This is a genomic window from Micromonospora radicis (genome assembly GCF_003583405.1).
Taxonomy (GTDB): Bacteria; Actinomycetota; Actinomycetes; order Mycobacteriales; family Micromonosporaceae; genus Micromonospora; species Micromonospora radicis.
In genome coordinates this window covers 226673-248677 of the sequence record NZ_QXEC01000002.1, presented here as the reverse complement: position 1 = coordinate 248677, position 22005 = coordinate 226673, and the positions used below count along the sequence as shown (strand labels likewise).

The window sequence follows — 22005 nt, the reverse complement described above, 5'->3', positions numbered from 1 at the left end:
GGCACTCACCTTGGGAAGAGGGTGATCGGGTTGACGACGTCCGCGGTGATCGTGAGCAGCGTGAAGACACCACCGATCAGGATCACCACGTACGTGAAGGGCATCAGCTTGAAGTAGTCGACACGTCCCGGGTCGGGCCGGCGCAGCCGGGCGTACACCCAGGAGCGGGCCCGTTCGAACCAGGCGATGGCGATGTGCCCGCCGTCCAGCGGCAGCAGCGGCAGCAGGTTGAACACCCCGATGAAGAAGTTCAGCGAGATGAACAGCATGATGAAGATTTCCCAGGCGTTGTTGGCGACCGCCTCACCGCCGAGGACGCTGGCGCCGACCACGCTGATCGGGGTGTCGATGTCCCGTTCGCCGCCGGTGATGGCCCGCCACAGTGCCGGGATCTTCTCCGGCAGCCGCTGCAACGCCTGGGCGGTGGCCACCGCCATGTCACCGATGAAGGTGCTGGTCGCGCCGACCGCCTCGACCGGACCGTAGCTGACCAGGCCGGGGGTGGAGAGGACCAGGCCCACGCCGAGCGCGGAGACCTCGGTGACCGGGCCGTCGGGGTTGTCGATCGGCGGACGCTTGGTGGTGGCCAACGTGGTCTCGGTGGTGGCGGGCTGGCCGTCGCGCTCGTACCCGATGGTGGCGGTGCTGCCGGGGGTGGTGGCCCGCAGCGTGGTCAGCAGCTCGCCGTAGTTGTTGATCGGGGTGCCGTTGATCGAGGTGATCCGGTCGCCGTTGCGCAGCCCGCCGGCCCCGGCGGGGCTCGGCGCGTCACCGGTGGCGCACTCCCGGTAGGTGGTGTCCGGCAGGACGCAGTCCTGGATGGCGACCACTGCGGGCTCGGCGCGGATCTGCTCCTCGTTGCGCGGGAAGTCGGGGTTGGGCAGGCCGAAGGTCATCGCCGCCAGCCAGGCCGCGAAGATGGCCAACCCGAAGTGGGTGATCGAACCGGCGGACATCACGATGGTCCGCTTCCACACCGGGTAGCGCCACATGGCGCGCTTCTCGTCACCGGGCTCGACGTCGTCGTCCTGCGGCGTCATCCCGACGATCTTGCAGAAGCCGCCGAGCGGGATGCCCTTGAGGCCGTACTCGGTCTCGCCCCGCCTGAACGAGAAGATGGTCGGGCCGAAGCCGACGAAGTAGCGGGTGACCTTCATGCCGAAGGCCTTGGCGGTGAGCATGTGGCCCGCCTCGTGCAGGCTCACCGAGATGAGGATGCCGAGGGCGAACAGCGCCACCCCGAACGCGAACGACATCAAGCTCCTTCCACCGCAGCAGCGATGATCTCCTGCGCGTGCGCGCGGGCCCACGACTCGGCGTCGAGTACGTCCTCGACGGTACCCGGTTCACCGAAATCGGGAGCCTCCTCCAACACCCGCTGTAGCGTGTCGACGATGCCGAGGAACGGCAGTCGTCCGGCGACGAACGCGGCGACGCATTCCTCGTTGGCCGCGTTGTAGATCGCGGGCCGGCAGCGCCCCGCCGCACCGGCCGCCTTGGCCAGCGCCACCGCCGGAAACGCCGCGTCGTCCAGTGGCGCGAACTCCCAGGTGTGACTGGTCGTCCAGTCGACGGCGGCGGCGGCGTCCGGCACCCGGTCCGGCCAGCCGAGACCGAGGGCGATCGGCAGCCGCATGTCCGGCGGGCTGGCCTGGGCGATCGTGGAACCGTCGACGAACTCCACCATCGAGTGGATCACCGACTGCGGATGCACCATCACGGTGATGTCGGCGTACGGCACGTCGAACAGCTCGTGCGCCTCGATCACCTCCAGCGCCTTGTTCACCATGGTCGCCGAGTTGATCGTCACCACCGGCCCCATGTTCCAGGTCGGGTGGGCCAACGCCTGCTCCGGCGTGACCGAGGTCAACTCGTCGCGCCGCCGCCCCCGGAACGGCCCGCCGCTGGCGGTGACGATCAGCCGGCGCACCTCGGCCCGGGTGCCGGAGCGCAGGCACTGGGCGAGGGCGGAGTGTTCCGAGTCCACCGGGACGATCTGCTCCGGCCGGGTCACCGCGGCCTTGACCAGCGAGCCGCCGGCCACGAGCGACTCCTTGTTGGCCAGCGCGAGGGTGCGCCCGGCGCGCAGCGCCGCCAGGGTCGGCGCGAGTCCGAGCGACCCCACCACCCCGTTGAGTACGACGTCACACGGCCACTGCGCCAACTCGGTCATCGCGTCCGGCCCGGCCACGATCTTGGGCAGCTTGAACTCGCCGGAGGCCCAGCCCCGCCGGCTGGCCTCGGCGTAGAACGCCAACTGGAGGTCCTGCGCGGCGGACGCCTTGGCCACCCCGACCGCCTCGACGCCGAGTTCCAGCGCCCGCGCGGCGAGCAGGCCGACGTTGCCGCCACCGGCGCCGAGCGCCACCACCCGGAACCGGTCCGGGTTGCGCCGCACGATGTCGATGGCCTGGGTGCCGACCGATCCGGTAGAACCCAGCAGCACAAGATCACGGGGGGAACTCACGCCGCCCATTCTTCCCCACGCCGCCGCAGCGCAAGGAAGGGCACCTTACTGACTTCTCCGGCAACGGAAGGGGCCCTTGCCGACCCGGAGGAGGCAGCAGGTCGGGGGCGAGCTGAGCGGTCCACGGCTCGTCGCGCCACCGCAGCACATCGAACGAAGGTCCGCTCACCCCTCAGCGGAACAATCTGCTCAGCCCGGCCAGCACAGCCCGCGCCGCACGCCATCGCACCGCAGGTCCGTCAATTGCCGGTCCCGCAGCCCGTGCCGCGTCAACCTGGCACCCGATCGGGCGGGCGGTGCGGGAAGAGGATTCGGGGGACGAACCAGAGGTAGAAGATCATGCCGAAGAGTTCGACCAGGGACTGCATCACGACCACGACTGCGGCGATCTCCCAGCCGCCGGGCAGCGAGATCGCGAAGGGCAGCACGATGAACGAGTTCCGGGTGCCCAGGGAGAACGCCAGCGTACGGCCCTGCCCGGTGGACAGTTTCCCGACGGTGGCGAGCAGCTTGGCGAGCAGGAGACTGACGGCCAGGAAGGTGACCGCGACCGTGACGACCACGGGCAGCAGGTCGAGCGCGTCGCGGGCCGGACCCACGTGCGCGGCGGCGACCAGGAGGATCACCACCGACAGCAGCGGCACCGGCCACCAGCCCAGCCCTTCCCGGATCCGCTCCCGGTCGGAGCGGCGGGCGAACCACACCTCACTGAGCACGGCCAGACCCAACGGTACGAGCAGCACCAGCAGCGCGGGCCAGACGTCGGCGGGGGCGAAGACGGCGGTGAAGTCGGTGCCGGCCATCAGCCAGAGGTACCCGGGCAGCAGCGCCAGTTGCAGCAGCAGGCTGATCGGGGTCAACGCGGTCGCCCGGGTCGCGTCGCCCCGGCCGAGTTGGGTGAAGGTGATGAACCAGTCGGTGCACGGCACCAGCAGCACCAGCAGCAGCCCCAGCCGCAGCGCGTCGTCGGCGGGAGTGAACTGCACCAGCCCCCAGACCACGGCCGGGATGAGCAGGAAGTTGCCGACCAGCGCGGCGGCGAGGAAGCGTCGGTCCCGGAACGCGGCCGGGATCGAGATCAACGGCAGTTGGGTGAAGGTGGCGTACAGCAGCACCGCCAGCACCGGCCAGACCAGCGCCTCGACGGCGGGCCCGGCCTGCGGCCAGACCGTGCCGACAGTCAGGCCGAGCACCACGGCCGTGAGGTAGCACCAGACCTGGTGGCGTTCGAGCCGATCCCGGCTCACGAGCCGACGATCCGTGTACGTGCCGGACCGAGCTGCCTGACCAGGTCGCGCGGAGACGTTCCCATGACCCGCCACGCTAGTCCGTCCGCCCGGGCCGTCATGATCGGCGGAGTGTGGTCAGGTGCCGCGCACGCCACTGAGGACGGCGTCCCAGGCAAGTTCGGCGGCGACCGTGCCCAGCCGCAGCGACGGGGCGGGCACCGTCACCTCGTCGGTGGTCAGGGCGAACAGGGTGTCGCCGTCGGCGATGGTGTGGAACGGCTGGATCGCGCGGTGCATGGAGCTGTGCACCTGGGTGGCGAACTGGGCGAGTTCGGTGTCGGTCATCCGGACGTTGGTGACCACCGCGGTCAGCGTGGTGTTCCCACCGGCCGGCGCGAGGTCGGCCGTGGACGCCGCGAGCAGTTCCGCGTAGTCGTCGGCCGGATGACGACGCCGGCCGGTCACCGGGTCGAGGTTGCCGCGCACGATGCCACCGTCGCGGTCGACGATCACACCCATCGCGTTCACCACGGTCAGCACCAGCAACCGGGCCACGCCGATCCGGGCGAAGGCCGCACCCTGCCCGCCCCACTCGGCGCGCGCGTTGTCGACCTTGCCGACGGTCGCGCTGACGGCGGCGCCGACCCGACCCACGGCCACCCGGTCGGCGCGTACCGCGCGCAGCCCGTCGGCTCCGAGCGCGGCATCGGGGTAGACGGCGTTGTCCCGGGGGGTGAAGTCGTAGACCACAGCCCCGGACACCACCGGCAGGCTGCCGAAGTCGGTCGCGTAGCCGGTGCGGCGGAGCAGTTCGTCGTACACGCCGGAGGCGGCGGCGAGGCCGAAGCTCGACCCGCCGGCGAAACACAACGCGTGGTGGTACGGGAACCCGCCGCTGACCCCGACCGCACCACCGCGCTTGTCGACGGCGGTACGCGCGCCGCGCGGGACACTGAGGACGGTGACACCGGTCGGCCCGTCGGGGTACTCGGCGGTGCCGATCCCCACGCCGGGCAGGTCGAACTCGACCCACCCGTCGCCAGCCGCACCGAGCACGGCGGGTCGGTTCCGATGGTCGTTGCCGAAGGGCGACGTCGTACGCGGCGGCGCCGGATACTGCGTGGACATGAGGCTTACCGTCTTCCGTCGGTGGGCTGGTGCCGTGTCCCGGCCGCTGCCCGGTTCCCTAGACTGAGCCGATGGCCCGTCCAGTCACGCTGCATGACGTCGCGCGCCGGGCCGGGGTCGGCAAATCCACAGTTTCCAATGTGCTGTCGTGTTCCGGCCGGGTTTCCGAGGCGACCCGGGAGCGGGTCCGCGCGGCGGTGGAGGAGTTGGGCTACGTCCCGAACCGGGCGGCCCGGCAGTTGCGGGGTGGTCGGACCGGCGTCATCGGGGTCTACGTGCCCGGTGTGCCGTCCACGTCGGAGTTCTACATGCGGTTCGTCTTCGGCATCATGGAACGCGCCGCCGCCCGCGACCGGGACGTCACCATCCTGACCGCCTCCGGACGCCGGTCGGCGCGGGCGCTCGACGGGGTGATCGTGGCCGACCCGCACCAGGACGACGGGTTCGTGCCGGTCCTGATGCGCGGCGGCATGCCGGTCGTGTGTTTCGAGCGCCCCCCGGACGGCATGCGCCCCGAGGTCGTGCTCTGGGCGGACCACTATCGGGCGATCACCGGGCTGCTGGACCGGATGACGGCCGCCGGTGCGCGCCAGCCCGCCCTGGTGCTGCCACCGGAGACCGGCGACTGGGCGGCCCAACTGGGGTCGGCATACCGCGACTGGTGCACCCGGCACGGCGTTGCCGCCGTGATGGCACAGCATCCGTGGGTACCGTCGCCGCCGGAGGTGTCCCGGGCGGTCGACCAGGTGCTCGCCCACCCCGGGGTGGATGCCCTGGTCTGCGCCTCGGTGGACACCGCACCGGTGGCCGTGCAGATACTGCACCGGCAGGGCCGGCAGGTCGGGCGGGACGTCCTGGTGGCCAGTGCCACCGAGTCGAGTGCCCTGCGGCTGGGCCAGCCGCCGATCACCGCGCTCGACCTGTCGCCCTCGGACGCCGGCCGCCGCTGCGCCGACCTGCTCGACGCACTGATCGGCGGCGACCCGGGCGGTGTCTACGAGCACCCGGTCCACCTGTGGTGGCGGGACTCCACCCGAGGGCGGGAGCCGATCACCGGCTCATCCGTTCCAGCGCATCCTCCATCCGGTCACCGGCCTCCACCGGGTTGAGTCCGGCCGCGAGCGCGTCCTGGTAGACCTGGTCGAGGAGGGGGCGGTGGCGGGCGTAGCGGTGTGCCCAGTCGGCCGCGTCGGTACGCCAGTAGCCCACGCAGGCGGAGCGGTCACGGGGCAGGCGGTGCACGGTACGCAGCACGGACCGGGCCTGGCGGCACTCGCCGGCTTCACCGGCGACCCAGACGTAACCGGGGCCGGTTGGCAGGGGCATCTCCCGCAGCCGGTCGACGAGGCTTCCCGGGCCGTTCCCGTTGCCCACCGCGACCCGTACGTCGATCTGCACTGCCGGGTCGTCGCCGGCGGCGGCGAGCAGGTCCCGGGCGTCGGCCAGCTCCGGCAGGTCCACCAGCACCCGCACCGGGAGGCCGGGGGTCCGCTCCGCGACGGCCCGGGTCGCGGCCGGCAGCCCGGCCAGGTCGGCGGCGAGCACCACCCAACGGGTGTCCACCGGCGGGCGGTACCAGGCGCGGCAGCGCCACAGCAACAGACCGGTGCCGGTTTCGGCCCGCCGTGCCCAGGTCGTGGCGGGGCCGTGCTCGTGTAGCGCGAAGTCGATGGTGAGCTGGCCGGCGACCGGGTCGACGGCCCGGATCGAGTAGTTGCGGCCGGTGGGCGGGGACTGCTCGTCGTGGTAGCCCCACACTCCGCCGCGCAGGGTCATCGGTGGTGGGGCGGACTCGTCGGGGCGGGGAAAGTAGAGCGTCACCGACTCGTCCGGTACGCCCAGGGAGGGAAAACCGGCCAGGTCGGGGCCGCCGAGGACGATCCGCTGCAGGTGCGGGGTCAGCCGCCGGACCTCGTGCACGGTGGCCGTCCAGTAACCGGGCCGGGTGAGCGTCTCCGTCATTTCGCGCTGTACTCCGAGTCGGTGGCCGGGTCGCCGTCGACCGCGGCGGCGAGCGCCGGCACGATCTTGTCCAGCACGTACGGCAGGCTCAGCACGGAGGAGAACGCCAGCGCCCCGTTGGCCTCGGTGCCGAGGAAGACCTCCCGGTGTTGGGCACGGACTTCCAGTCGGGTGTAGAGCGGGTCGCCGAGCAGGGAGGTCACGCCCGGGTCGGTGGTGGCCTCGGACCAGACGGCGACGTCCACGTCGACCAGGTCGAACCGTTCCCGGCTGATGGTGGCGGACTGGTTGGCGTTGTCGGTGAGCGTGGTCACCTCGGGTGACATGGTGAGCCCGAGGTCGAGCAGCACCTTGGAGGCGGTGGTCTCAGGGCTGAACAGGTAGTACTGGCCCTCGTACGTGGAGGCGAAGACGGTGCTGGCGCCCTTGAGGGCGGGATGCGTCTCGGTGACCGAGGCGATCCGCTGTTCCAGCTCGGCGACGAGTGCCTCGGCTTCGGCGTTGCGGCCGGTGATCTGCCCGGCGGCCCGGGTCATCTGCTGCCAGGTCACCGCCCAACTGCCGTCCCCCTCGGGCTGGGCGACGGTGGGGGCGATCTTCGTGAGCAGGTCGTACTCCTGCTGGGTCATGCCGGAGGAGAGTCCGACGATGACGTCGGGGCGCAGCGCGGCGATCTGTTCGTAGTCGAGTTCGGCCCGGGCCAGCACCTCCGGCTTCGCGTCGCCGAGCTGCTCACGGGCCCACGGCCAGACGGCGTTCGGCATCGCGCCGTACCAGTCGCGGATCGCCACGGGAACCTCGCCGAGGGCGAGGAAGTAGTCCTGTTCCTTGAGGCCCACCACGACGATGCGCGTGGGCTTCGCGGCGATCGTCGTGGTACCGAAGGCGTGGGTCAGCGTGGCGGGAAACGCGGCACCGGACGATGCGGACGCCGGCTCGGCCGGATCGACCTCGCCTCCGGCGCATCCGCTGGTCACCAGGGTGACCAGCAGAAGGGTGGCGGCGATCAGGCGGGTTGTCAGCCGACGTGGGCGGTTTGCGGGCATGGCCTTCGACTCTCGTGCGGGGGCGGGTGGGGAAGCAGCTTCCCATCGGGCTTAGGGTAGGTTTACCTTAGTCACTGATGGAACGTTCCACCATGAAGTGAGTCACAGTGTCAGTCGCCACCCCCACGGGCGTACGCCGACCCCGACTGCTCGCAGCCGGGCTGCTCACCTGCGCGCTCGCCCTGCTGGCCGCGATCGCCGCCAGCCTCGTCGTCGGTGCGCTGCCCCTGCCGGTCGGCACCGTGCTGCGGGAACTCCTCGCCCACGGCGACAGCACGGCGAGCCTGGTGATCTGGCAGGTCCGGCTGCCCCGTACGGCGATCGCGATCTGTGTCGGCGCGGCCCTGGCGCTGGCCGGCGCCCTCATGCAGGTGCTCACCCGCAATCCCCTCGCCGACCCCGGGCTGCTGGGCGTGAACGCCGGTGCCGCCGCGGCCGTGGTGGCCGGCCTCCTGGCCGGGGTAGGCAGCCAGCGCGGCCATCTCCTGCTCGCCCTGCTCGGCGCGGGCATCGCCGCCACCCTGGTCACCGTCGTCGGCGGACCCCGCGGCCCCGGCACGAGCGACGACGGCCGGCTCGTCCTGGCCGGTGCGGCCGTCGGCGCCTGCCTGACCGGCGCCGTGGCCGGTGTCACCCTGCTGGACCAGACCGCGTTCGACAGGTACCGGTTCTGGGTCGTCGGCAGCCTCGCCGACCAGCCGTTGTCCGCCCTGCTCACGGCCGCGCCGGCACTGCTGGTCGGGCTGGCCGTCACGGTGGCCGTGATCCGGCCGCTGGACGTGCTGCGCTTCGGTGACGACGGCGGCGGCGCCCTCGGCGTCAACCCCGGCCGCACCCGCCTGCTCGCGTTGCTCGCCACCACCCTGCTCTGCGGTGGCGCGACCGCCGTGGCCGGTCCCATCGGTTTCCTCGGACTCGCCGTCCCGCACGCCGCCCGCGCGATCTGCGGCCCCCGGCTCGGCTGGATCGTCGCCTACAGCTGCCTCCTCGGCCCGATCCTGCTGGTCGTCGCCGACGTGATCGGCCGGCTCCTGGCCCGCCCGGGCGAGATCGAGGTCGCCATCGTCATGGGCGCCATCGGTGCTCCGGTGTTCATCGCCCTGGTCCGCGCCCGAAGGATTCCCCGACTGTGACCACCGTCCCGCCCCTCGGTCCAGCCCTCGGGCCGCCCCTCAGGCCGCCCCTCGACCCAGCCCTTGGCCCGGGCCGACGCACCCTCCGTCGGCACACCCGCCGCGCCGCCCTGACCTGCCTCGTCGTGCTGCTGCTCAGCGCTGGCCTGGCCGTCGGCGCGCTGGCCAGCGGCCGGTACGCCACCCCGCTGGCCGACCTGTGGCCGGTGCTGACCGGCGGCGGCGACCCCGGTCTGCGATTCATCCTGTTCGAGCTGCGGCTGCCCCGCATCGGCACCGCCCTCGCCGTCGGGGCGGCCCTCGGCGCGGCCGGCGCCCTCTTCCAGAGCGCCAGCCGCAACCCGCTCGGCAGCCCCGACATCGTCGGCTTCACCGTTGGCGCGGCCACCGGCGCGCTCGTCGTCCTGCTGGTGCTCGACGGCACCCCGCTCACCCCCGCGGTGGGCACGGCGCTCGGTGGTACTGCGGTCGCCGCCACGACACTGCTGCTCGGCGGCACCGGACAGCGCCTCATCCTCGTCGGGATCGGGCTCTGCGCACTGCTCACCTCCGTCAACGCGTACCTGCTGACCCGCGCCGAGGTGACCGACGCGCAGAACGCGGCGGTCTGGCTCGTCGGCAGCCTCAACGGCAGCGGCGCACACCTGCCGTTGCTGGTCGGCACGCTCACCGTGCTGCTGCCGCTCGCCGTCCTGGCGGCCCGGGGACTACGACTCATCGAGACCGGCGACGACAAGGCCCTCAGCCTCGGCGTACCCGTCCGGCGGCAACGCCGCACCGCGACGGCCCTGGCGGTCGCACTCACCGCAGTCGGTGTCGCCGGAGCCGGACCGGTCGGCTTCATCGCCCTGGCCGCCCCGCACCTGGCCCGCCGGATCACCCGGGTCGCCGCTCCCCTGGTGACCACCAGCGCGGTACTCGGCGCCGCCCTGCTGCTCGCCGCGGACCAGCTCGCCCAACGCCTCGTCCCCGGGCAGCAACTGCCCGTCGGCGCGGTCACCGGCGTGCTCGGCGGCGGTTACCTCGCGCTCGTGCTGGCCTGGACCTGGCGGGGAGGCTCCCGGTGAGCCGTCTCATGCCGCACACCGCACCCGCTGCCCCGGAGGCAACCATGAGCACCCCAGCCGCGATCGAACTGGACTCGGTCACCGTCGGCTACGACCGCCGCACCGTCTGCCGGAACGTCTCCCTCCAGATCGCCGAGGGCAGCTTCACCGTCTTCATCGGGCCCAACGGCTGTGGCAAGTCGACCCTGCTGCGTACCATCGCCCGGGTACTGCGCCCCCAGGCGGGCCGGGTCACCGTCCTCGGCCGCGACGTCCGCGGGTACGGCCGGCGGCAGTACGCCCGTACCGTCGGTCTTCTCCCTCAGGGCATCGAGGCACCGGCCGGGATGACCGTCACCGACCTGGTGGTACGCGGACGGCATCCGCACCGGTCGGCGCTGAGTCGGTGGACACCGCAGGACGAACAGGCGGTCACCGAGGCGCTGACGGTCACCGGGACCGCCGAGTTCGGCGACCGGGTGCTGGCCGAACTCTCCGGCGGTCAACGGCAACGCGCCTGGCTGGCCATGCTGTTGGCGCAGGACACCCCGGTCCTGCTGCTCGACGAGCCGACCACCTACCTCGACATCGCCCACCAGTACGAAGTCCTCGACCTGCTCGCCGACCTGCACGCCCGCGGCCGGACCGTGGTCGCCGTCCTGCACGACCTCAACCAGGCGGCCCGCTTCGCCACCGACCTGGTGGTGCTACACGACGGCAGCGTCACCGACACCGGTCACCCGTCGACGGTGCTCACCCCGAACCTCGTCGCCGACGTGTTCGGGCTGCGCTGCCGGATCGTGCCCGACCCGGTGACCGGCACACCCGCGGTGTTTCCCGAGCCGACCCGTCCGCACCCCTCACTCGGGCCGCGCTGATCGGCCTGACCCCGGCCTGACCGTTGCTGATCCCGGCCTGACCGTTGGGGGTGGGCCGGGTGCGGCGCGGCCGGCGGCCGACTGGACCTCGCCGGGGCATTGTGGGAAGTAGCCGTGATCGCTGTGAGCAATCATTGTTTCCCCGTGCAATCACGCAACAACACGATTGCCACCGGCGCGCCGCCTGAACTACCGGGTCCGGCACACCTTCGGCCTGGCTCGTACGGCAATCACCTCCTGCGCCCCTGCCGGCGATTGCCGCTCGACTCTCCCAGCGGTTCACGGCCGCCACCTCGGCCGTGCCGCGCGCTCCTCGTCGACCCAACTGCCGCAGCCGATGCCCGGCTCTGCCCGGCTTCGCTCTGCTCTGGCATGCTGTACTGCCCCGTCCGCACGGCGACCGTCTGCGTCAACCGGCGGCGATCAATGTGGGCGATGAGATTCTGCCGGCAGCGTCAACCAGTTCCCGGGCAGTTCGCGGAGGTGGCGGCGAGACGTAGATGTCGAAGTCCACGCCGCCCTGGCAACACCGCCCCGGTCGGTGCGCTGGGCACCGACCGGGGCGACTGTCATCGGAACCTGCTAGTTCACCGCCACAGGGCGGCGGCGACCTGCGGGTACAGGCCCTCCGGGTGGGCCCGGAACAGCGGCTCGGTGCCGAACAGGGTCACGTTCGCCCCCTTCGCCACACCGCTGACCACCACCGCGTGACCGGCGGCGGCGTCCTGACCACCCCAGTGGCCGGCGCGGAAGAAGCCCTCGGCGGCCAGTCGCTGGTCGACGCGGACGCCGTCACCGATCCGGGTGAAGTACTGCGGCGCGTCGACGAACGCGGTCGGCAGGGCGTTGCCGGTGATCGGCGACGCCGGGTCGTTGACCACGCTGACGATCCCGTTGGCGTCGCTGCGTCCCGCCGCGATCGTCACGTCGAGCAGGCCGGCGCGGTCGTTGAACTGCTTGCCGCTGGCCCCGCGACCCACCACGGTGCCCCCGTCGGCCAGCCACTGGTGGAACGCGGCGCTTCGGGTGGCGTCCAGGCTCAGCGGGTTGAACGCCGTCGTCGAGACGAAGAAGGCGTCGAAGTCCGCGAAGGAGAGCGTGCCGTTGTTGAACGCGGTGTGCGTCACCGAGACCGGGTCGAAGCCCATCTGGCGCAGGGCGAAGATCTCACCACCGTTGGCGGCGACACCGAGCCGGGTCTTCGACACCGGCGTGGCGTCGCGTACCTGCGGCGGGGTGAGTCGGACGAACTCGACCCCGTACTCCTCGGCGATCGGCCGGACCACCGACACGTCACCGGGCACCACGAAGGTACCGTCGGCCGTACGGGACACCCGCACCCCGTCGCCGAGCAGCCGGTTCACCGCCTGGATGCCGGCCACCGAGTCGACGGCCAGGCCGTAGTTCGCCTGCTTGCCCGGCGCCACGGCACCGGTGGCCCGGGCCTCGGTGACCAGGCGCAGGCCCTTGTCGTCCAGCGTCCCGTCCGTGCCGACCCGCTGCACGGTGGCGCCCCAGAGGTGACCGTGGCTCCACGCCGAGATGTCGTACATGGCGTTGAAGTCGTTGGTCACGTCCCGCCCGACCTCCAGCAGGGCACTGGCCAGGCCACGCTTGGCCTGCCGCATGTCCACGACGTAGCTGCCGGCCTCGTAGTGCGTACCGCCCAGCTTCACCGGCCGCCAGGCGCGGTGCACCTGCAGGTCGTTGTCCAGCATGAACTGGACCAGCCGGGCCGCCGAGGTGGCGCTGCGCTGGTCCGTGCCAGCCGGGATCACGTACGCCCGGGCGAAGTCCTGCAGGTGCGTCTTGACGTTGTCGCCGCGGGCCAGCGAGATGGCCAGCGGGTCGTCGATCGGCCGGGTCGACTCGCCGTCGACGCCGCGCCGGAACCACTCCAACTGGTTGGCGAGCAGCTCGGACCGGTGCTCGGTGGCGTAGCCGAGGTTGCCCTTGATCGACGCCACCGCGACGGCGGTGTTGATCCGGGTGCGCTCGTGGCGCTCCGCCACGGTCAGGTTGCCCCGCGGGTTCAGCGGGATCTCGATGGTGTGGCCGATGGTGCCGTGGTACATCGAGTACATCGGGGTGAAGATCGGCGGCCAGTCGTCCCAGCCCTGGGTGCGGTCCCGGAACGGGATGTCGTTACGCCGGCTGCCGTCCGGGTTGGCGCAGCTCGCCCGGGTCTCGCCGGTGGCGAGCACGGCCCGCTCCATAGCCAGCGCGTTGCGCAGCGCGTGCCTGATGTACAGGTCGTACTCGTAGTTGTCGCCGTGCGGGCCGGTGGTCGGCTCGATCAGCGTGCAGGAGACGTACCCGTGGATGTCCAGCATGGTCAGCGGGCTGTAGCGGACCAGCTGGGCGCGCACGGCGCGGACCTCGGGCTGCGACGCGGTGATGAAGTCGCGGTTCATGTCGAAGCCGTTGGCGTTGGCCCGGGTCGCCGCCACCCGACCGTCCGGGTTGTTGGTGACCACGAAGGCGACCACGTGCTTGTTCAGCATGTCCACCACCGCCGGGTCGGTGGAGAAGGCCAGCTCCTGAAGGACCTGGAGGCTGGCGTCGGTGCCCTCCCACTCGTTGCCGTGGATGTTGTTGTTGATGAACAGCGGCGTACGCCAGTTGTCGTACCCGCCTGCGGCGAGCTTGGCCTGCGCCGCGTGCGGGTCGCTGAACCGCAGGTCCGACAGCTGCTGCCAGTTCTTCCACTGGGCGTCGCTCATCGGTGCGGTGGCCACCACCAGGTGCAGGTCCCGGCCGAGCACCGACTGGCCGATCACCTCCACGCTGATCCGGTCGCTGCCCTGTAGGGCACGCAACGCGGGCGGGATGTCGTGGTACGGGATGAGGTTGTAGGCGATGGACGCGTCGGTCAGCTCCGCCGGCACGTCCTTGATGACATCGTTTCGCGGTTTGCCGGCGAGCTTCGCCGACGGTTCAGGCTGGCTGGGCTGCCGGCCCGGTGCGTCGGCGGAGCGGCCCCGCTGGGCCGGGCCGACGCCGAAGGGCAGGTCGGTGTCGGAGGGGCCACGCGGCGACCCGACGGCCGCCTCGTGGGTTGCCGGGTCCGGTGGTGCCGCCTGGGCGGCCGGGGTCGGTCCGAACAGGAGCAGGGTGCCGAGTGAAGCTGTCAGTAGTCGGCGTACGCGCACGTACATACCTCACTTCGAGGGGAGTGGGCGCCGGGCGGCGACTCTTGATCGCCTTGCGCCACGATGATTCGCTGTTCTACCAGCGCAGACAGCCGAAGTCGATAGCCCACGGCACGCGGGAACGCTCCCGCCCTCGACTCCCCCGCGATCCGGCCCCCGCTCAGTGCCCGGCGGTGCGGCGGAAGGTCTCCACCTCGGTCCCGCCGTACCAGTCGGTACGCCGGCCGAGGTGGGTCATGCCGAGCCGCCGGCAGACCGCCATCGACCGCTCGTTGCCCGGCATCACCACCGCGTACACCTGGCCCGTGCCGGCGGCGAACTCACGGGCCAGCATCCGGCGGCCCGCCTCGGTGGCGTACCCGTTGCCCCACGAGTCGGGGTGCAGGTGCCAGCCGACCTCGATGTCGTCGGTCGGCGTGCTGCCGTCCGCACCCGGCAACGGCTTGAGCAGTACGCTGCCGGCGACCACCCCGGTGGCCCGGACCTCGATCGCCCAGAGGCCGTACCGGCCGGCGTACGGGGCGTACCGCTCCCGCCACCCGGCCAGCCGCTCGGCCGCCTGCCCGGGATCGGTGAGCCGCCCCGCTCCCCCACCCAGCCAGCGCATCACCTCGACCCGCGAGTAGATGTCGTACAGCCGGGCCAGTTCGTCGGGCGAATCGCGCCACTCGCGCAGCACCAGGCGCTCGGTCTCATCGACGGCCATGACCGGGGATCCTACGCCGCGACGGTCATCCGCACGCCCCGGCGAGGCGGCGCGGTCGAGCGCACTCGCCGGGGCAGGCGTGGTCGGGGCCGGTACGGGGAACAGGGGCGGGATGGGTGGTGCGTGGCAGCGGACGAGGCGGATCGGCCGCGCCGCGTTCCGACCGGTACGCGGCCGGGATCTGTCGCTGCACGCCGCCGCGATCACCTTCTACGGGGCGATCGCGGTGGTGCCGGTGGCCCTGCTGGCGATCTGGCTGACCGCGCTGCTGGCCGGCGGCGACCAGGTACGCCGGCTCACCTCGTACGCCGTGGAGACCTTGCCGGACGCGATCGGCGCGCCGCACGCGGTGGCCGCCCTGGTCGAGGCCGGGGTGGGGCTGACACCATGGCTCGCGCTGGCCGCGCTGCTGCCGGCGTCGCTGTACGGCGAGGGGCTGCGCCGGGCATTCGTCTCCGTCGCGGCCCCCCGCTCCGACGAGCACCTGATCGGCTGGCGGGGCCGGCTGCTGCTGTTGCCGCTGCTCGCCCCGGCACCGGCACTGCTGCTGGCGATCCTGCTGGCGTTGCCGACGACCACCGGGCTGGTACGCCAGGGCGGCTGGGCCGGCGCGCTCGGCGTGGTGCTGTCGTTCCTGGCGGTGTGGCTGGTGCTCACCCCCGTGCTGCTCTGGGTGTTCCGGGTGGTCGGTCCCGCGTCACCGGACTGGCTCTCGACGCTGGCGGTGGGATCGTTCACCGCCGCGAATCTCTCCGGCTTCCTGCACGGCTTCGTGCTGTTCGCCTCGCTCCCGCTGGACCTGGGCCTGCCCTTCGGCGGCCTGGTCGAGGTGGGCGCCGCCGTGGCCGTCCTGCTCTGGCTCTACCTCTTCCACGTCATCGTGCTGGCCGGTTACTCCGCCACCCTGGCCCTCTCCGCCCACCGCCGGCAACGTGATGATCAGCGGGGGTTCGGCGGGGGTGCAGGGGTTAGGGTGCGGGGATGACGGGTGGTGAGGTGCCGGAGCGGGCCGACGTGGTGATCGTCGGCTCGGGGCACAACGGGTTGGTGTCGGCGATCATGCTCGCCCGGGCCGGGCTGGACGTGCTGGTGCTGGAGGCCGCCGACGTGATCGGCGGGGCGACCCGGACCGAGAACCCGTTCCCGAAGGTGCCCGCGCTGCGGCACTCCACCGGGTCGTACCTGCTCGGGCTGATGCCGCCGGAGCTGCTGGCCACCCTCGACGTACGCATCCCGGTGCTGCGCCGCGACCCGCACTACTTCCTGCCCACCCCGGGTGGCCCGGGCTCCCCGTACCTGCTGTTCGGCACCGACACGGCGGCCACCCGGGCACAGCTCACCGAGTTCTTCTCCCCCGTCGACGTGGCCGCCGACGACGCACTGCAGACCGAACTGGCCGCGCTGCGCGAGGATCTCGCCCCGGCCTGGCTGGCCGAGCCGCTCGACGTGGCGGAGACGGCGCAGCGTTACGTACGCCCCGAGCTGCAACAGGTCTTCGTCGACCTGGTCCGCGGCTCGGTCGCCGACTACCTGGCCCGCTTCGACTTCCGCTCCGAGCTGCTGGTCAGCATGTACGCGGTCACCGACGGGCTGTCCGGGCTCAACGCCGGCCCGGACGACCCCGGCACCGGCCACAACTTCCTGGTGCACAACATGTGCCGACTGCCCGGCTCGGGCGGCACCTGGATGATCGCCGAGGGCGGTATGGGCACCGTCTCGGGCACCTTCGCCGCCGCGGCCCGTGCCTCCGGCGCCCGGATCGTCACCGGCGCGCCGGTCACCGCGATCACCCTCGACGGTGGCGCCGCCAGCGGCGTCGTGCTGGCCGACGGGCGGGAGGTCCGCGCCGAGGTGGTGCTCGGCGCCTGCGACCCGTACCGGCTGATGGGGCTGTTGCCCGACGGCGCGCTGCCGGGTGCGCTGGCCGAGCGGATGGCAGCGGTCCGGCGCACCGGCACCACGCTGAAGCTCAACCTGGCCCTGCGCGGCCTGCCCCGCTTCTCCTGCCTGCCACCGGAGGCGCCGAGCCCGTTCGGCTCGACCATCCATCTGCTGCCCGGTGCGGCGTCGCTGACCTCCGCGGGCGGCGAGTCACCGATGGCGGCGCTGCGGGCGATGTGGGCCGACGTGCGGGCCGGGCGGCTGCCGGCGGAACCGACCATCGAGTGGTACCTGCACACCACCGTCGACCCGTCGCTGGCCGACCCGGCCGGGCACCACTCGTCGGCGCTGTTCGTCCAGTCGGTCCCGTACGAGCTGGCCGGCACGACCTGGGACGCGGCGCTGCCCGGCTACGTCGAGCAGCTGGTCGGGATCTGCGAACGGTACGCACCGGGCACCGGCGACCTGATCGCCGACGCGGTGCCGCTACCCCCGCCCGGCATCGAGGCGCACTTCGGTATCACCGGCGGGCACATCCACCACGTCGACAACACCGTCTCGTTCGCCGACCGGATGCCGTACGCGACCGGCGTCGACGGGGTGTACGCGGGCAGCGCCGGCTGTCATCCGGCGGGCAGCGTGATCGGTGCCGCCGGGCACAACGCCGCCCAGCGCATCCTCGCCGACCTCGGCCGCTGAGGTGTGACCGGGCGACGGCCGGATGGCCGGCACGGCAGCCAACGGCACGGGCACGGCGGCCAGCGGCTCGGGGTCGCCGGCCGCGCCGGCTACCGGACCTCGGCGCCCTCGACCTCAGCCGACTCACCGGCCCGGTGCGCACGGATCTTGTGCCCGACGCTGGTCAGGCAGCGGCCGCTGGGCAGGTCGAAGCGCCAGCCGTGCAGCTGGCAGGTGAGCTGGTCACCGTCGACGATGCCGAACCGGCTCAGGTCCGCCTTCAGGTGCGGGCAGCGGCGCTGCACCGTCCAGTCGCCGATGGTGATGTCCTCGGCGTCGACGGACCGCTCGTGCTCGTCGTACCAGCCCTCGGCGTACTGGAGCCGCTCGGTGGACAGGCACTTGAAGAAGGCGTACACGAACTCGTTGTACTGCCCGATCCGGGCGGCGGAGAACCGGCAGGACAGGAAGAGCGAGTTGACCCAGTCCACCTCGCCGATGTGCAGCAGGTGCTCAACCAGGGCCCGCTCGGTACGGAACCGGTACCTGACCTTCTCGTCGGCGTACGGCCGCACCTGCTTGCCGGGGAAGTCCACCACGATCGACTCGATGCTCTCGCCGTCGTAACCCACCAGGTCGAAGCGGACCGGACCGCCCACCCCCTTGGCCAGGTAGATCGACTCGTCGAGCAGCGGCTCGATGCGCTGCTTCAGCTCCTTGAGCACGTCGATCTCGGGGTGCCGCCAGGACGCCTTCTCCGCCTCGATGATCGGGCGCTTGCGCTCGCGCATCTCCTCCAGGTGGGCGACCTTGTTGGCGAAGAACTCCTCCAGCGGCACCGGGTGGGTCGTGGTCGCGCCGGAGGTGGTGATCTCGGAGACGCTGCCGGGCAGCAGCACGATGCCGTTGGTGCCGCCGACCTTGGCGTACTCGGCCAGGAAGACCGACTGGTCGGGGAAGATGTTCCCCTCGTCGCCGTGGATGTCGTTGAACTGCCACAGCTCGTCGTCGAGGAAGCAGGGCGGGCCGGCGATCGGGAAGACGTGGTCGGCCTTGAGGTCGTCGATGTAACGCCAGGTGCGGTCGAACTGCCGGTCCCGCTTCTGCTTGCCGAACGCGGTCTTCGCCGACTGCGGCAGCTCGTAGACCATCGGGTACCAGATCGCGCCGGAGAACTGGAGCATGTGCGCGTGCACGTGGCCCAGCTCGGCGAAGGTGCTCAGGTCGGTGGGGCGGGCGTCGTTCTGGTTGAGCAGCCGCACCCCGTCGTACTCCACCCACAGCGACGAGTCGCCGATCGGGCCGTCGGTCGGGCTGGTCAACGCCTGGATCATGATCTTCAGGCCGCCGTCCAGCTCGACGACCTCCTCGTTGCGGGTCTTCAGGAACTTCGTGAAGCCCAGCGCACGGAACTCGTCCTCCATCTCCGAGGTGGGAAACTCGGGCAGCAGCACGGTGGCCTTCTTCGACACGTACCGCTTCAGGTGCGCCGCGTCGAAGTGGTCCCGGTGCAGGTGGGAGACGTAGAGGTAGTCGACGTCGCCGAGGGTCTCCCAGTCGAGCAGGGAGTTGTCCGGGAACGGGAACCAGGAGGCGAAGTAGGCCGGGTTGACCCACGGGTCGCACAGGATGCTGCCCGCAGCCGTGTCGATCCGCATGCTCGCGTGCCCGGTACCGGTCACTCGCACCGCAGTTCCCCCTCAGTAAGACAAATCAAGCCGTACGCCAGAACGCTACCGGAGGCAGTGTGGTCATCGTTCCGCGACGCCGGTAGTACCGGCCGGCCCGGCGAGGACAGGCCGAAGGGCCCGGGACGTCCGGTCCTCGACCAGCCCGGTCCCGCCGCGCCCGCCGGGCGAGCAGGCACACCAGTCGAGGCCCGCCGCTGGCGGTATCGGTCGGGCCGTGCGTCGGGGCCGACCCGGGGCGTGCCAGACTAACCGGAGATCCGATCGCGAGGGAAGGACCGACCAGTGGCAGGAAGCGAGCCGGTAACGTCGCCAGACCAGCACAAGCCCGGGCACCGCAAGGCCGGGCGGATCGGCGCGGTCGTCACCGCGTTCGCGCTGCTGGCGATGCTCTGCGGCAACCACGAGGGCAGGGTCGAGGACATCTGGCTGATCGGCCTGGCGGCGTTCCTGCTGCTCATCGTGATCGGCGACGTGGTGCTGCGCCGCAACGGCCTGCGCTCCTGATCCACCCCGATAGCTGCGCGAAGGGCCCGCCCCCGGTATCCGGAGGCGGGCCCTTTCACCTCGGTCAGCGGCCGAAGAGGATGTCCTGCACGTTCTTCAGCGCGGCGTCGACCTCGGCCTCGAAGTAGCCGCCCTGTACCAGCCCGAAACGCAGCGTGTCCAGGTCCTTCGGGTTGACCGGCATCTGGTTACGCCCGGACATGCCGCCGAGCAGGCTCTCGAAGAACCGGTCCACCTGGTCGGGGTCGTACCCGCTGCCGAACCGGCGTACCTGGAAACTGCGCCGGATCTGGTCCACCCGGTAGAGGTCGCTGCCGGGCGGCCCGGCCATCGGCGGGCCAGCCATCGCCGGTCCCGCCATCGCCGGCGGGCCAGCCATCGGCGGCGGGCCACCCATCGGCGGGCCACCGAGCGCCTGCGGCGGCATCCCGGGTGGCCCGGCCGGGCCGCGACGCGGATCCCGGTCCGGCATCCGGATCTCCGCGGTCATGTCGGTGCGGGCCCGCCGCCCCGCCTCGAAGCCGTCGAATCGCGGCTCGTCCGGGGGGCCGTACCCACCGGGGCCGTCCGGGGGACCGTACCCACCGGGGCCATTCGGCGGACCGTAACCACCCGGACCGTCCGGGGGACCGTAACCACCGGGACCATCCGGGGGACCGTAACCACCCGGACCGTCCGGGGGACCGTAACCACCCGGACCATCCGGCGGACCGTAACCACCGGGGCCGGCGGGCAGGCCGCGCGGCGGGGTGCCGTGTCCCATCGGGCCGCCGGGACCACCCATCGGGGCACCCGGGCCGCCGGGGCCGCGCGGTGCGTCGTAGCCGCCGCGGGGAGCGTCGTACCCGCCGGCGAAGGCACCCGTCGGCTCGTCGTAGCGACCGTACGGCGGACCGGCCTGGGCCGGCATCGCCCGGGGCGGCATCGGCGGCTGCGGCACCGGAGACATGCCCCGTTCCTCGCGCATCGGCGGACCCAGCCGGTCCGGCGGGCCCGGCCGGGCGTCGCCGCCGGACCGACCCGTGCCCCGCTCCTCCAACTCGGCCAGCTGCCGCTCGACCCGGTCGAGGTGCAGGTCGACCTGCCACTCGTCGTAGCCGTTGAAGCGAACCCGGAAGACGACGTCGTGGACCTCCTGCGAGGCGACCGGGGCCCCCACCGGCTGACCTGCGAGAGTCGCCTCGACCCGGTCCAGGAAGGCGTCCACCTCGTCAACCTTGTATCCCCGGCGGAGCGCCTTACGCCGGAAACGCTGACCCTGACTCGCCACTATGTCTCCTGGTCTCGTTCGCCACGCCCGGTCACGCCGACATCCTCCCGGCCGGGTCGGTGCCCCTGTCCTCCGCGGCGGCCAGCTGCCCACACGCTCCGTCGATCTCGCGACCCCGGGTGTCCCGCACCGTGGTGGACACGCCGGCGTCCCGAAGCCGCCGGACGAACTCCCGCTCGACCGGCTTCGGGCTCGCGTCCCAGCGACTGCCCGGAGTCGGATTGAGCGGAATCAAGTTCACGTGGGCCAGCTTGCCGGCCAGCAGCCGGCCGAGCAGATCGGCTCGCCACGGCTGATCGTTCACGTCCTTGATCATCGCGTATTCGATCGACACACGACGCCCGGTACGAGCCGCGTAGGACCAGGCGGCGTCCAGCACCTCGGACACCTTCCAGCGCTGGTTGACCGGCACCAGTTCGTCGCGCAGCTCATCATCGGGGGCATGCAGCGACAACGCAAGAGTCACCGAGAGGTCTTCGCTGGCCAGTCGGTTGATGGCCGGTACCAGCCCGACGGTCGACACGGTGATGTGACGCTGCGACAGGCCGAGACCCTCCGGGGCGGGAGCAACCAGCCGACGGATCGCGGCGACCACCCGGTTGTAGTTCGCCAGCGGCTCGCCCATGCCCATGAAGACCACGTGCGAGAGCCTCGGCGGTGACCCGGCCACCGCGCCGGAGGCGGCCACGCCGGCCAGGTAGACCGCCTGGTCGACGATCTCGGCGGTGGAGAGGTTGCGGGTCAGACCGGCCTGACCGGTGGCGCAGAACGGGCAGGCCATCCCGCAGCCGGCCTGGCTGGAGATGCAGACCGTGACCCGGTCCGGGTAGCCCATCAGCACGCTCTCCACCAGCGAGCCGTCGTGCAGCCGCCAGAGCGCCTTGCGGGTCGCGCCGTCGTCGCAGGCCAGCTCCCGCATCGGGGTGAGCAGCGGGGGCAGCAGCTGGTCGGCCAGCCGGTCGCGGGACGCCGCCGGCAGGTCGGTCATCTGCGCCGGGTCGCGGACCAGCCGCCCGAAGTAGTGGGTGGAGATCTGCCGGGCCCGGAAGGCCGGCTCTCCCAGCTCGGTGACCAGGGCCTTGCGGCCGGCCAGGTCAAGGTCGGCGAGGTGTTGTGGCGGCATCGTCGCCCGACGCGCACCGGGCGCGTCCGGGTCGACCGGGATCAGGGGCAGACTCGTCATGACCCGTCCAGTCTGGCACGCCCGGCGCGGAACGCACCGGGGCGGCGGGAG

General features: G+C 72.0%; 18 protein-coding genes. 7 read left to right on the top strand and 11 right to left on the bottom strand.

What is annotated here, in order from left to right; translation table 11 throughout:
- Positions 1-5: 5 nt before the first annotated feature.
- The 4 genes from D2L64_RS03795 to D2L64_RS03780 form a co-directional block, all read right to left on the bottom strand.
- Positions 6-1256, bottom strand: a complete 1251-nt coding sequence (locus D2L64_RS03795) for a M50 family metallopeptidase (RefSeq protein ID WP_119573166.1) — start codon at positions 1254-1256, stop codon at positions 6-8.
- Positions 1256-2467, bottom strand: a complete 1212-nt coding sequence (gene dxr, locus D2L64_RS03790; RefSeq protein WP_119573455.1) for a 1-deoxy-D-xylulose-5-phosphate reductoisomerase — start codon at positions 2465-2467, stop codon at positions 1256-1258. The genes D2L64_RS03795 and dxr overlap by 1 nt, the downstream gene beginning before the upstream one ends.
- A 269-nt stretch (positions 2468-2736) precedes the next feature.
- The gene (locus D2L64_RS03785) at positions 2737-3714 is read right to left on the bottom strand and encodes an arsenic resistance protein (RefSeq protein WP_119573164.1); all 978 of its coding nucleotides are present in this window, start codon (positions 3712-3714) and stop codon (positions 2737-2739) included.
- Between the two features lie 117 nt (positions 3715-3831).
- Positions 3832-4824 carry a P1 family peptidase gene (locus D2L64_RS03780; RefSeq protein ID WP_119573162.1) on the bottom strand — a complete coding sequence of 331 codons (993 nt, stop codon included), beginning with the start codon at positions 4822-4824 and terminating at the stop codon, positions 3832-3834.
- A gap of 71 nt (positions 4825-4895) precedes the next feature.
- On the opposite strand from D2L64_RS03780, the gene D2L64_RS03775 reads away from it, so the two are divergent.
- Entirely contained in the window at positions 4896-5933 is a 1038-nt protein-coding gene (locus tag D2L64_RS03775) for a LacI family DNA-binding transcriptional regulator (RefSeq protein ID WP_119573160.1), read from the top strand.
- On the opposite strand, the gene D2L64_RS03770 is transcribed toward D2L64_RS03775, so the two are convergent.
- Positions 5875-6786 carry a siderophore-interacting protein gene (locus tag D2L64_RS03770; RefSeq protein ID WP_119573158.1) on the bottom strand — a complete coding sequence of 304 codons (912 nt, stop codon included), beginning with the start codon at positions 6784-6786 and terminating at the stop codon, positions 5875-5877. The two genes, D2L64_RS03775 and D2L64_RS03770, sit on opposite strands and share 59 nt — an antisense overlap.
- Positions 6783-7832, bottom strand: coding sequence for an iron-siderophore ABC transporter substrate-binding protein (locus tag D2L64_RS03765; protein WP_119573156.1), 1050 nt, complete (start codon positions 7830-7832; stop codon positions 6783-6785). The genes D2L64_RS03770 and D2L64_RS03765 overlap by 4 nt, the downstream gene beginning before the upstream one ends.
- Positions 7833-7939: 107 nt before the next feature.
- Between D2L64_RS03765 and D2L64_RS03760 the strand changes: the two genes are divergently transcribed.
- The 3 genes from D2L64_RS03760 (at position 7940) to D2L64_RS03750 (ending at position 10889) form a co-directional block, all read left to right on the top strand.
- Positions 7940-8965 carry a FecCD family ABC transporter permease gene (locus D2L64_RS03760; RefSeq protein ID WP_233558742.1) on the top strand — a complete coding sequence of 342 codons (1026 nt, stop codon included), beginning with the start codon at positions 7940-7942 and terminating at the stop codon, positions 8963-8965.
- 125 nt (positions 8966-9090) lie between these two features.
- Positions 9091-10032, top strand: coding sequence for a FecCD family ABC transporter permease (locus tag D2L64_RS03755; RefSeq protein WP_233558741.1), 942 nt, complete (start codon positions 9091-9093; stop codon positions 10030-10032).
- Positions 10033-10076: 44 nt separating this feature from the next.
- Positions 10077-10889, top strand: coding sequence for an ABC transporter ATP-binding protein (locus tag D2L64_RS03750; protein WP_119573152.1), 813 nt, complete (start codon positions 10077-10079; stop codon positions 10887-10889).
- A gap of 587 nt (positions 10890-11476) precedes the next feature.
- On the opposite strand, the gene D2L64_RS03745 is transcribed toward D2L64_RS03750, so the two are convergent.
- Entirely contained in the window at positions 11477-14041 is a 2565-nt protein-coding gene (locus D2L64_RS03745; RefSeq protein ID WP_158603444.1) for a M14 family metallopeptidase, read from the bottom strand.
- A gap of 160 nt (positions 14042-14201) precedes the next feature.
- Entirely contained in the window at positions 14202-14747 is a 546-nt protein-coding gene (locus D2L64_RS03740; RefSeq protein ID WP_119573148.1) for a GNAT family N-acetyltransferase, read from the bottom strand.
- 112 nt (positions 14748-14859) lie between these two features.
- On the opposite strand from D2L64_RS03740, the gene D2L64_RS03735 reads away from it, so the two are divergent.
- Together D2L64_RS03735 and D2L64_RS03730 are read left to right on the top strand one after the other, a co-directional pair.
- Complete coding sequence (locus tag D2L64_RS03735) at positions 14860-15732, top strand: YhjD/YihY/BrkB family envelope integrity protein (RefSeq protein ID WP_233558740.1); 873 nt, start codon at positions 14860-14862, stop codon at positions 15730-15732.
- Positions 15729-17327 carry a phytoene desaturase family protein gene (locus D2L64_RS03730; RefSeq protein ID WP_119573146.1) on the top strand — a complete coding sequence of 533 codons (1599 nt, stop codon included), beginning with the start codon at positions 15729-15731 and terminating at the stop codon, positions 17325-17327. Before D2L64_RS03735 ends, D2L64_RS03730 begins: the two co-directional genes overlap by 4 nt.
- 89 nt (positions 17328-17416) lie before the next feature.
- Here D2L64_RS03730 and D2L64_RS03725 read toward each other — a convergent pair whose 3' ends face one another.
- Positions 17417-18994 (bottom strand): Rieske 2Fe-2S domain-containing protein, encoded by a 1578-nt coding sequence (locus tag D2L64_RS03725; RefSeq protein WP_119573144.1) that lies wholly within the window; start codon positions 18992-18994, stop codon positions 17417-17419.
- Between the two features lie 285 nt (positions 18995-19279).
- Here D2L64_RS03725 and D2L64_RS03720 point away from each other — a divergent pair, with 285 nt between their 5' ends.
- Positions 19280-19501 (top strand): DUF2631 domain-containing protein, encoded by a 222-nt coding sequence (locus D2L64_RS03720; protein ID WP_119573142.1) that lies wholly within the window; start codon positions 19280-19282, stop codon positions 19499-19501.
- A gap of 64 nt (positions 19502-19565) precedes the next feature.
- Here the strand turns inward: D2L64_RS03720 and D2L64_RS03715 are convergent, their stop codons facing one another.
- On the bottom strand, positions 19566-20771 hold the full coding sequence (locus D2L64_RS03715) for a DivIVA domain-containing protein (protein ID WP_119573140.1): 1206 nt from the start codon (positions 20769-20771) through the stop codon (positions 19566-19568).
- Between the two features lie 31 nt (positions 20772-20802).
- Entirely contained in the window at positions 20803-21954 is a 1152-nt protein-coding gene (gene rlmN / locus D2L64_RS03710; RefSeq protein ID WP_119573138.1) for a 23S rRNA (adenine(2503)-C(2))-methyltransferase RlmN, read from the bottom strand.
- Between the last annotated feature and the right edge of the window lie 51 nt (positions 21955-22005).

What these genes read in the sequence shown, in the direction of transcription:
- D2L64_RS03795 (WP_119573166.1), bottom strand. Translation starts at nt 1,256, where the DNA reads ATGTCGTTCGCGTTCGGGGTGGCGCTGTTCGCCCTCGGCATCCTCATC.
- D2L64_RS03780 (WP_119573162.1), bottom strand. Translation starts at nt 4,824, where the DNA reads ATGTCCACGCAGTATCCGGCGCCGCCGCGTACGACGTCGCCCTTCGGC.
- D2L64_RS03775 (WP_119573160.1), top strand. Translation starts at nt 4,896, where the DNA reads ATGGCCCGTCCAGTCACGCTGCATGACGTCGCGCGCCGGGCCGGGGTC.
- D2L64_RS03770 (WP_119573158.1), bottom strand. Translation starts at nt 6,786, where the DNA reads ATGACGGAGACGCTCACCCGGCCCGGTTACTGGACGGCCACCGTGCAC.
- D2L64_RS03765 (WP_119573156.1), bottom strand. Translation starts at nt 7,832, where the DNA reads ATGCCCGCAAACCGCCCACGTCGGCTGACAACCCGCCTGATCGCCGCC.
- D2L64_RS03750 (WP_119573152.1), top strand. Translation starts at nt 10,077, where the DNA reads ATGAGCACCCCAGCCGCGATCGAACTGGACTCGGTCACCGTCGGCTAC.
- D2L64_RS03740 (WP_119573148.1), bottom strand. Translation starts at nt 14,747, where the DNA reads ATGGCCGTCGATGAGACCGAGCGCCTGGTGCTGCGCGAGTGGCGCGAT.
- D2L64_RS03735 (WP_233558740.1), top strand. Translation starts at nt 14,860, where the DNA reads ATGGGTGGTGCGTGGCAGCGGACGAGGCGGATCGGCCGCGCCGCGTTC.
- D2L64_RS03730 (WP_119573146.1), top strand. Translation starts at nt 15,729, where the DNA reads ATGACGGGTGGTGAGGTGCCGGAGCGGGCCGACGTGGTGATCGTCGGC.
- rlmN (WP_119573138.1), bottom strand. Translation starts at nt 21,954, where the DNA reads ATGACGAGTCTGCCCCTGATCCCGGTCGACCCGGACGCGCCCGGTGCG.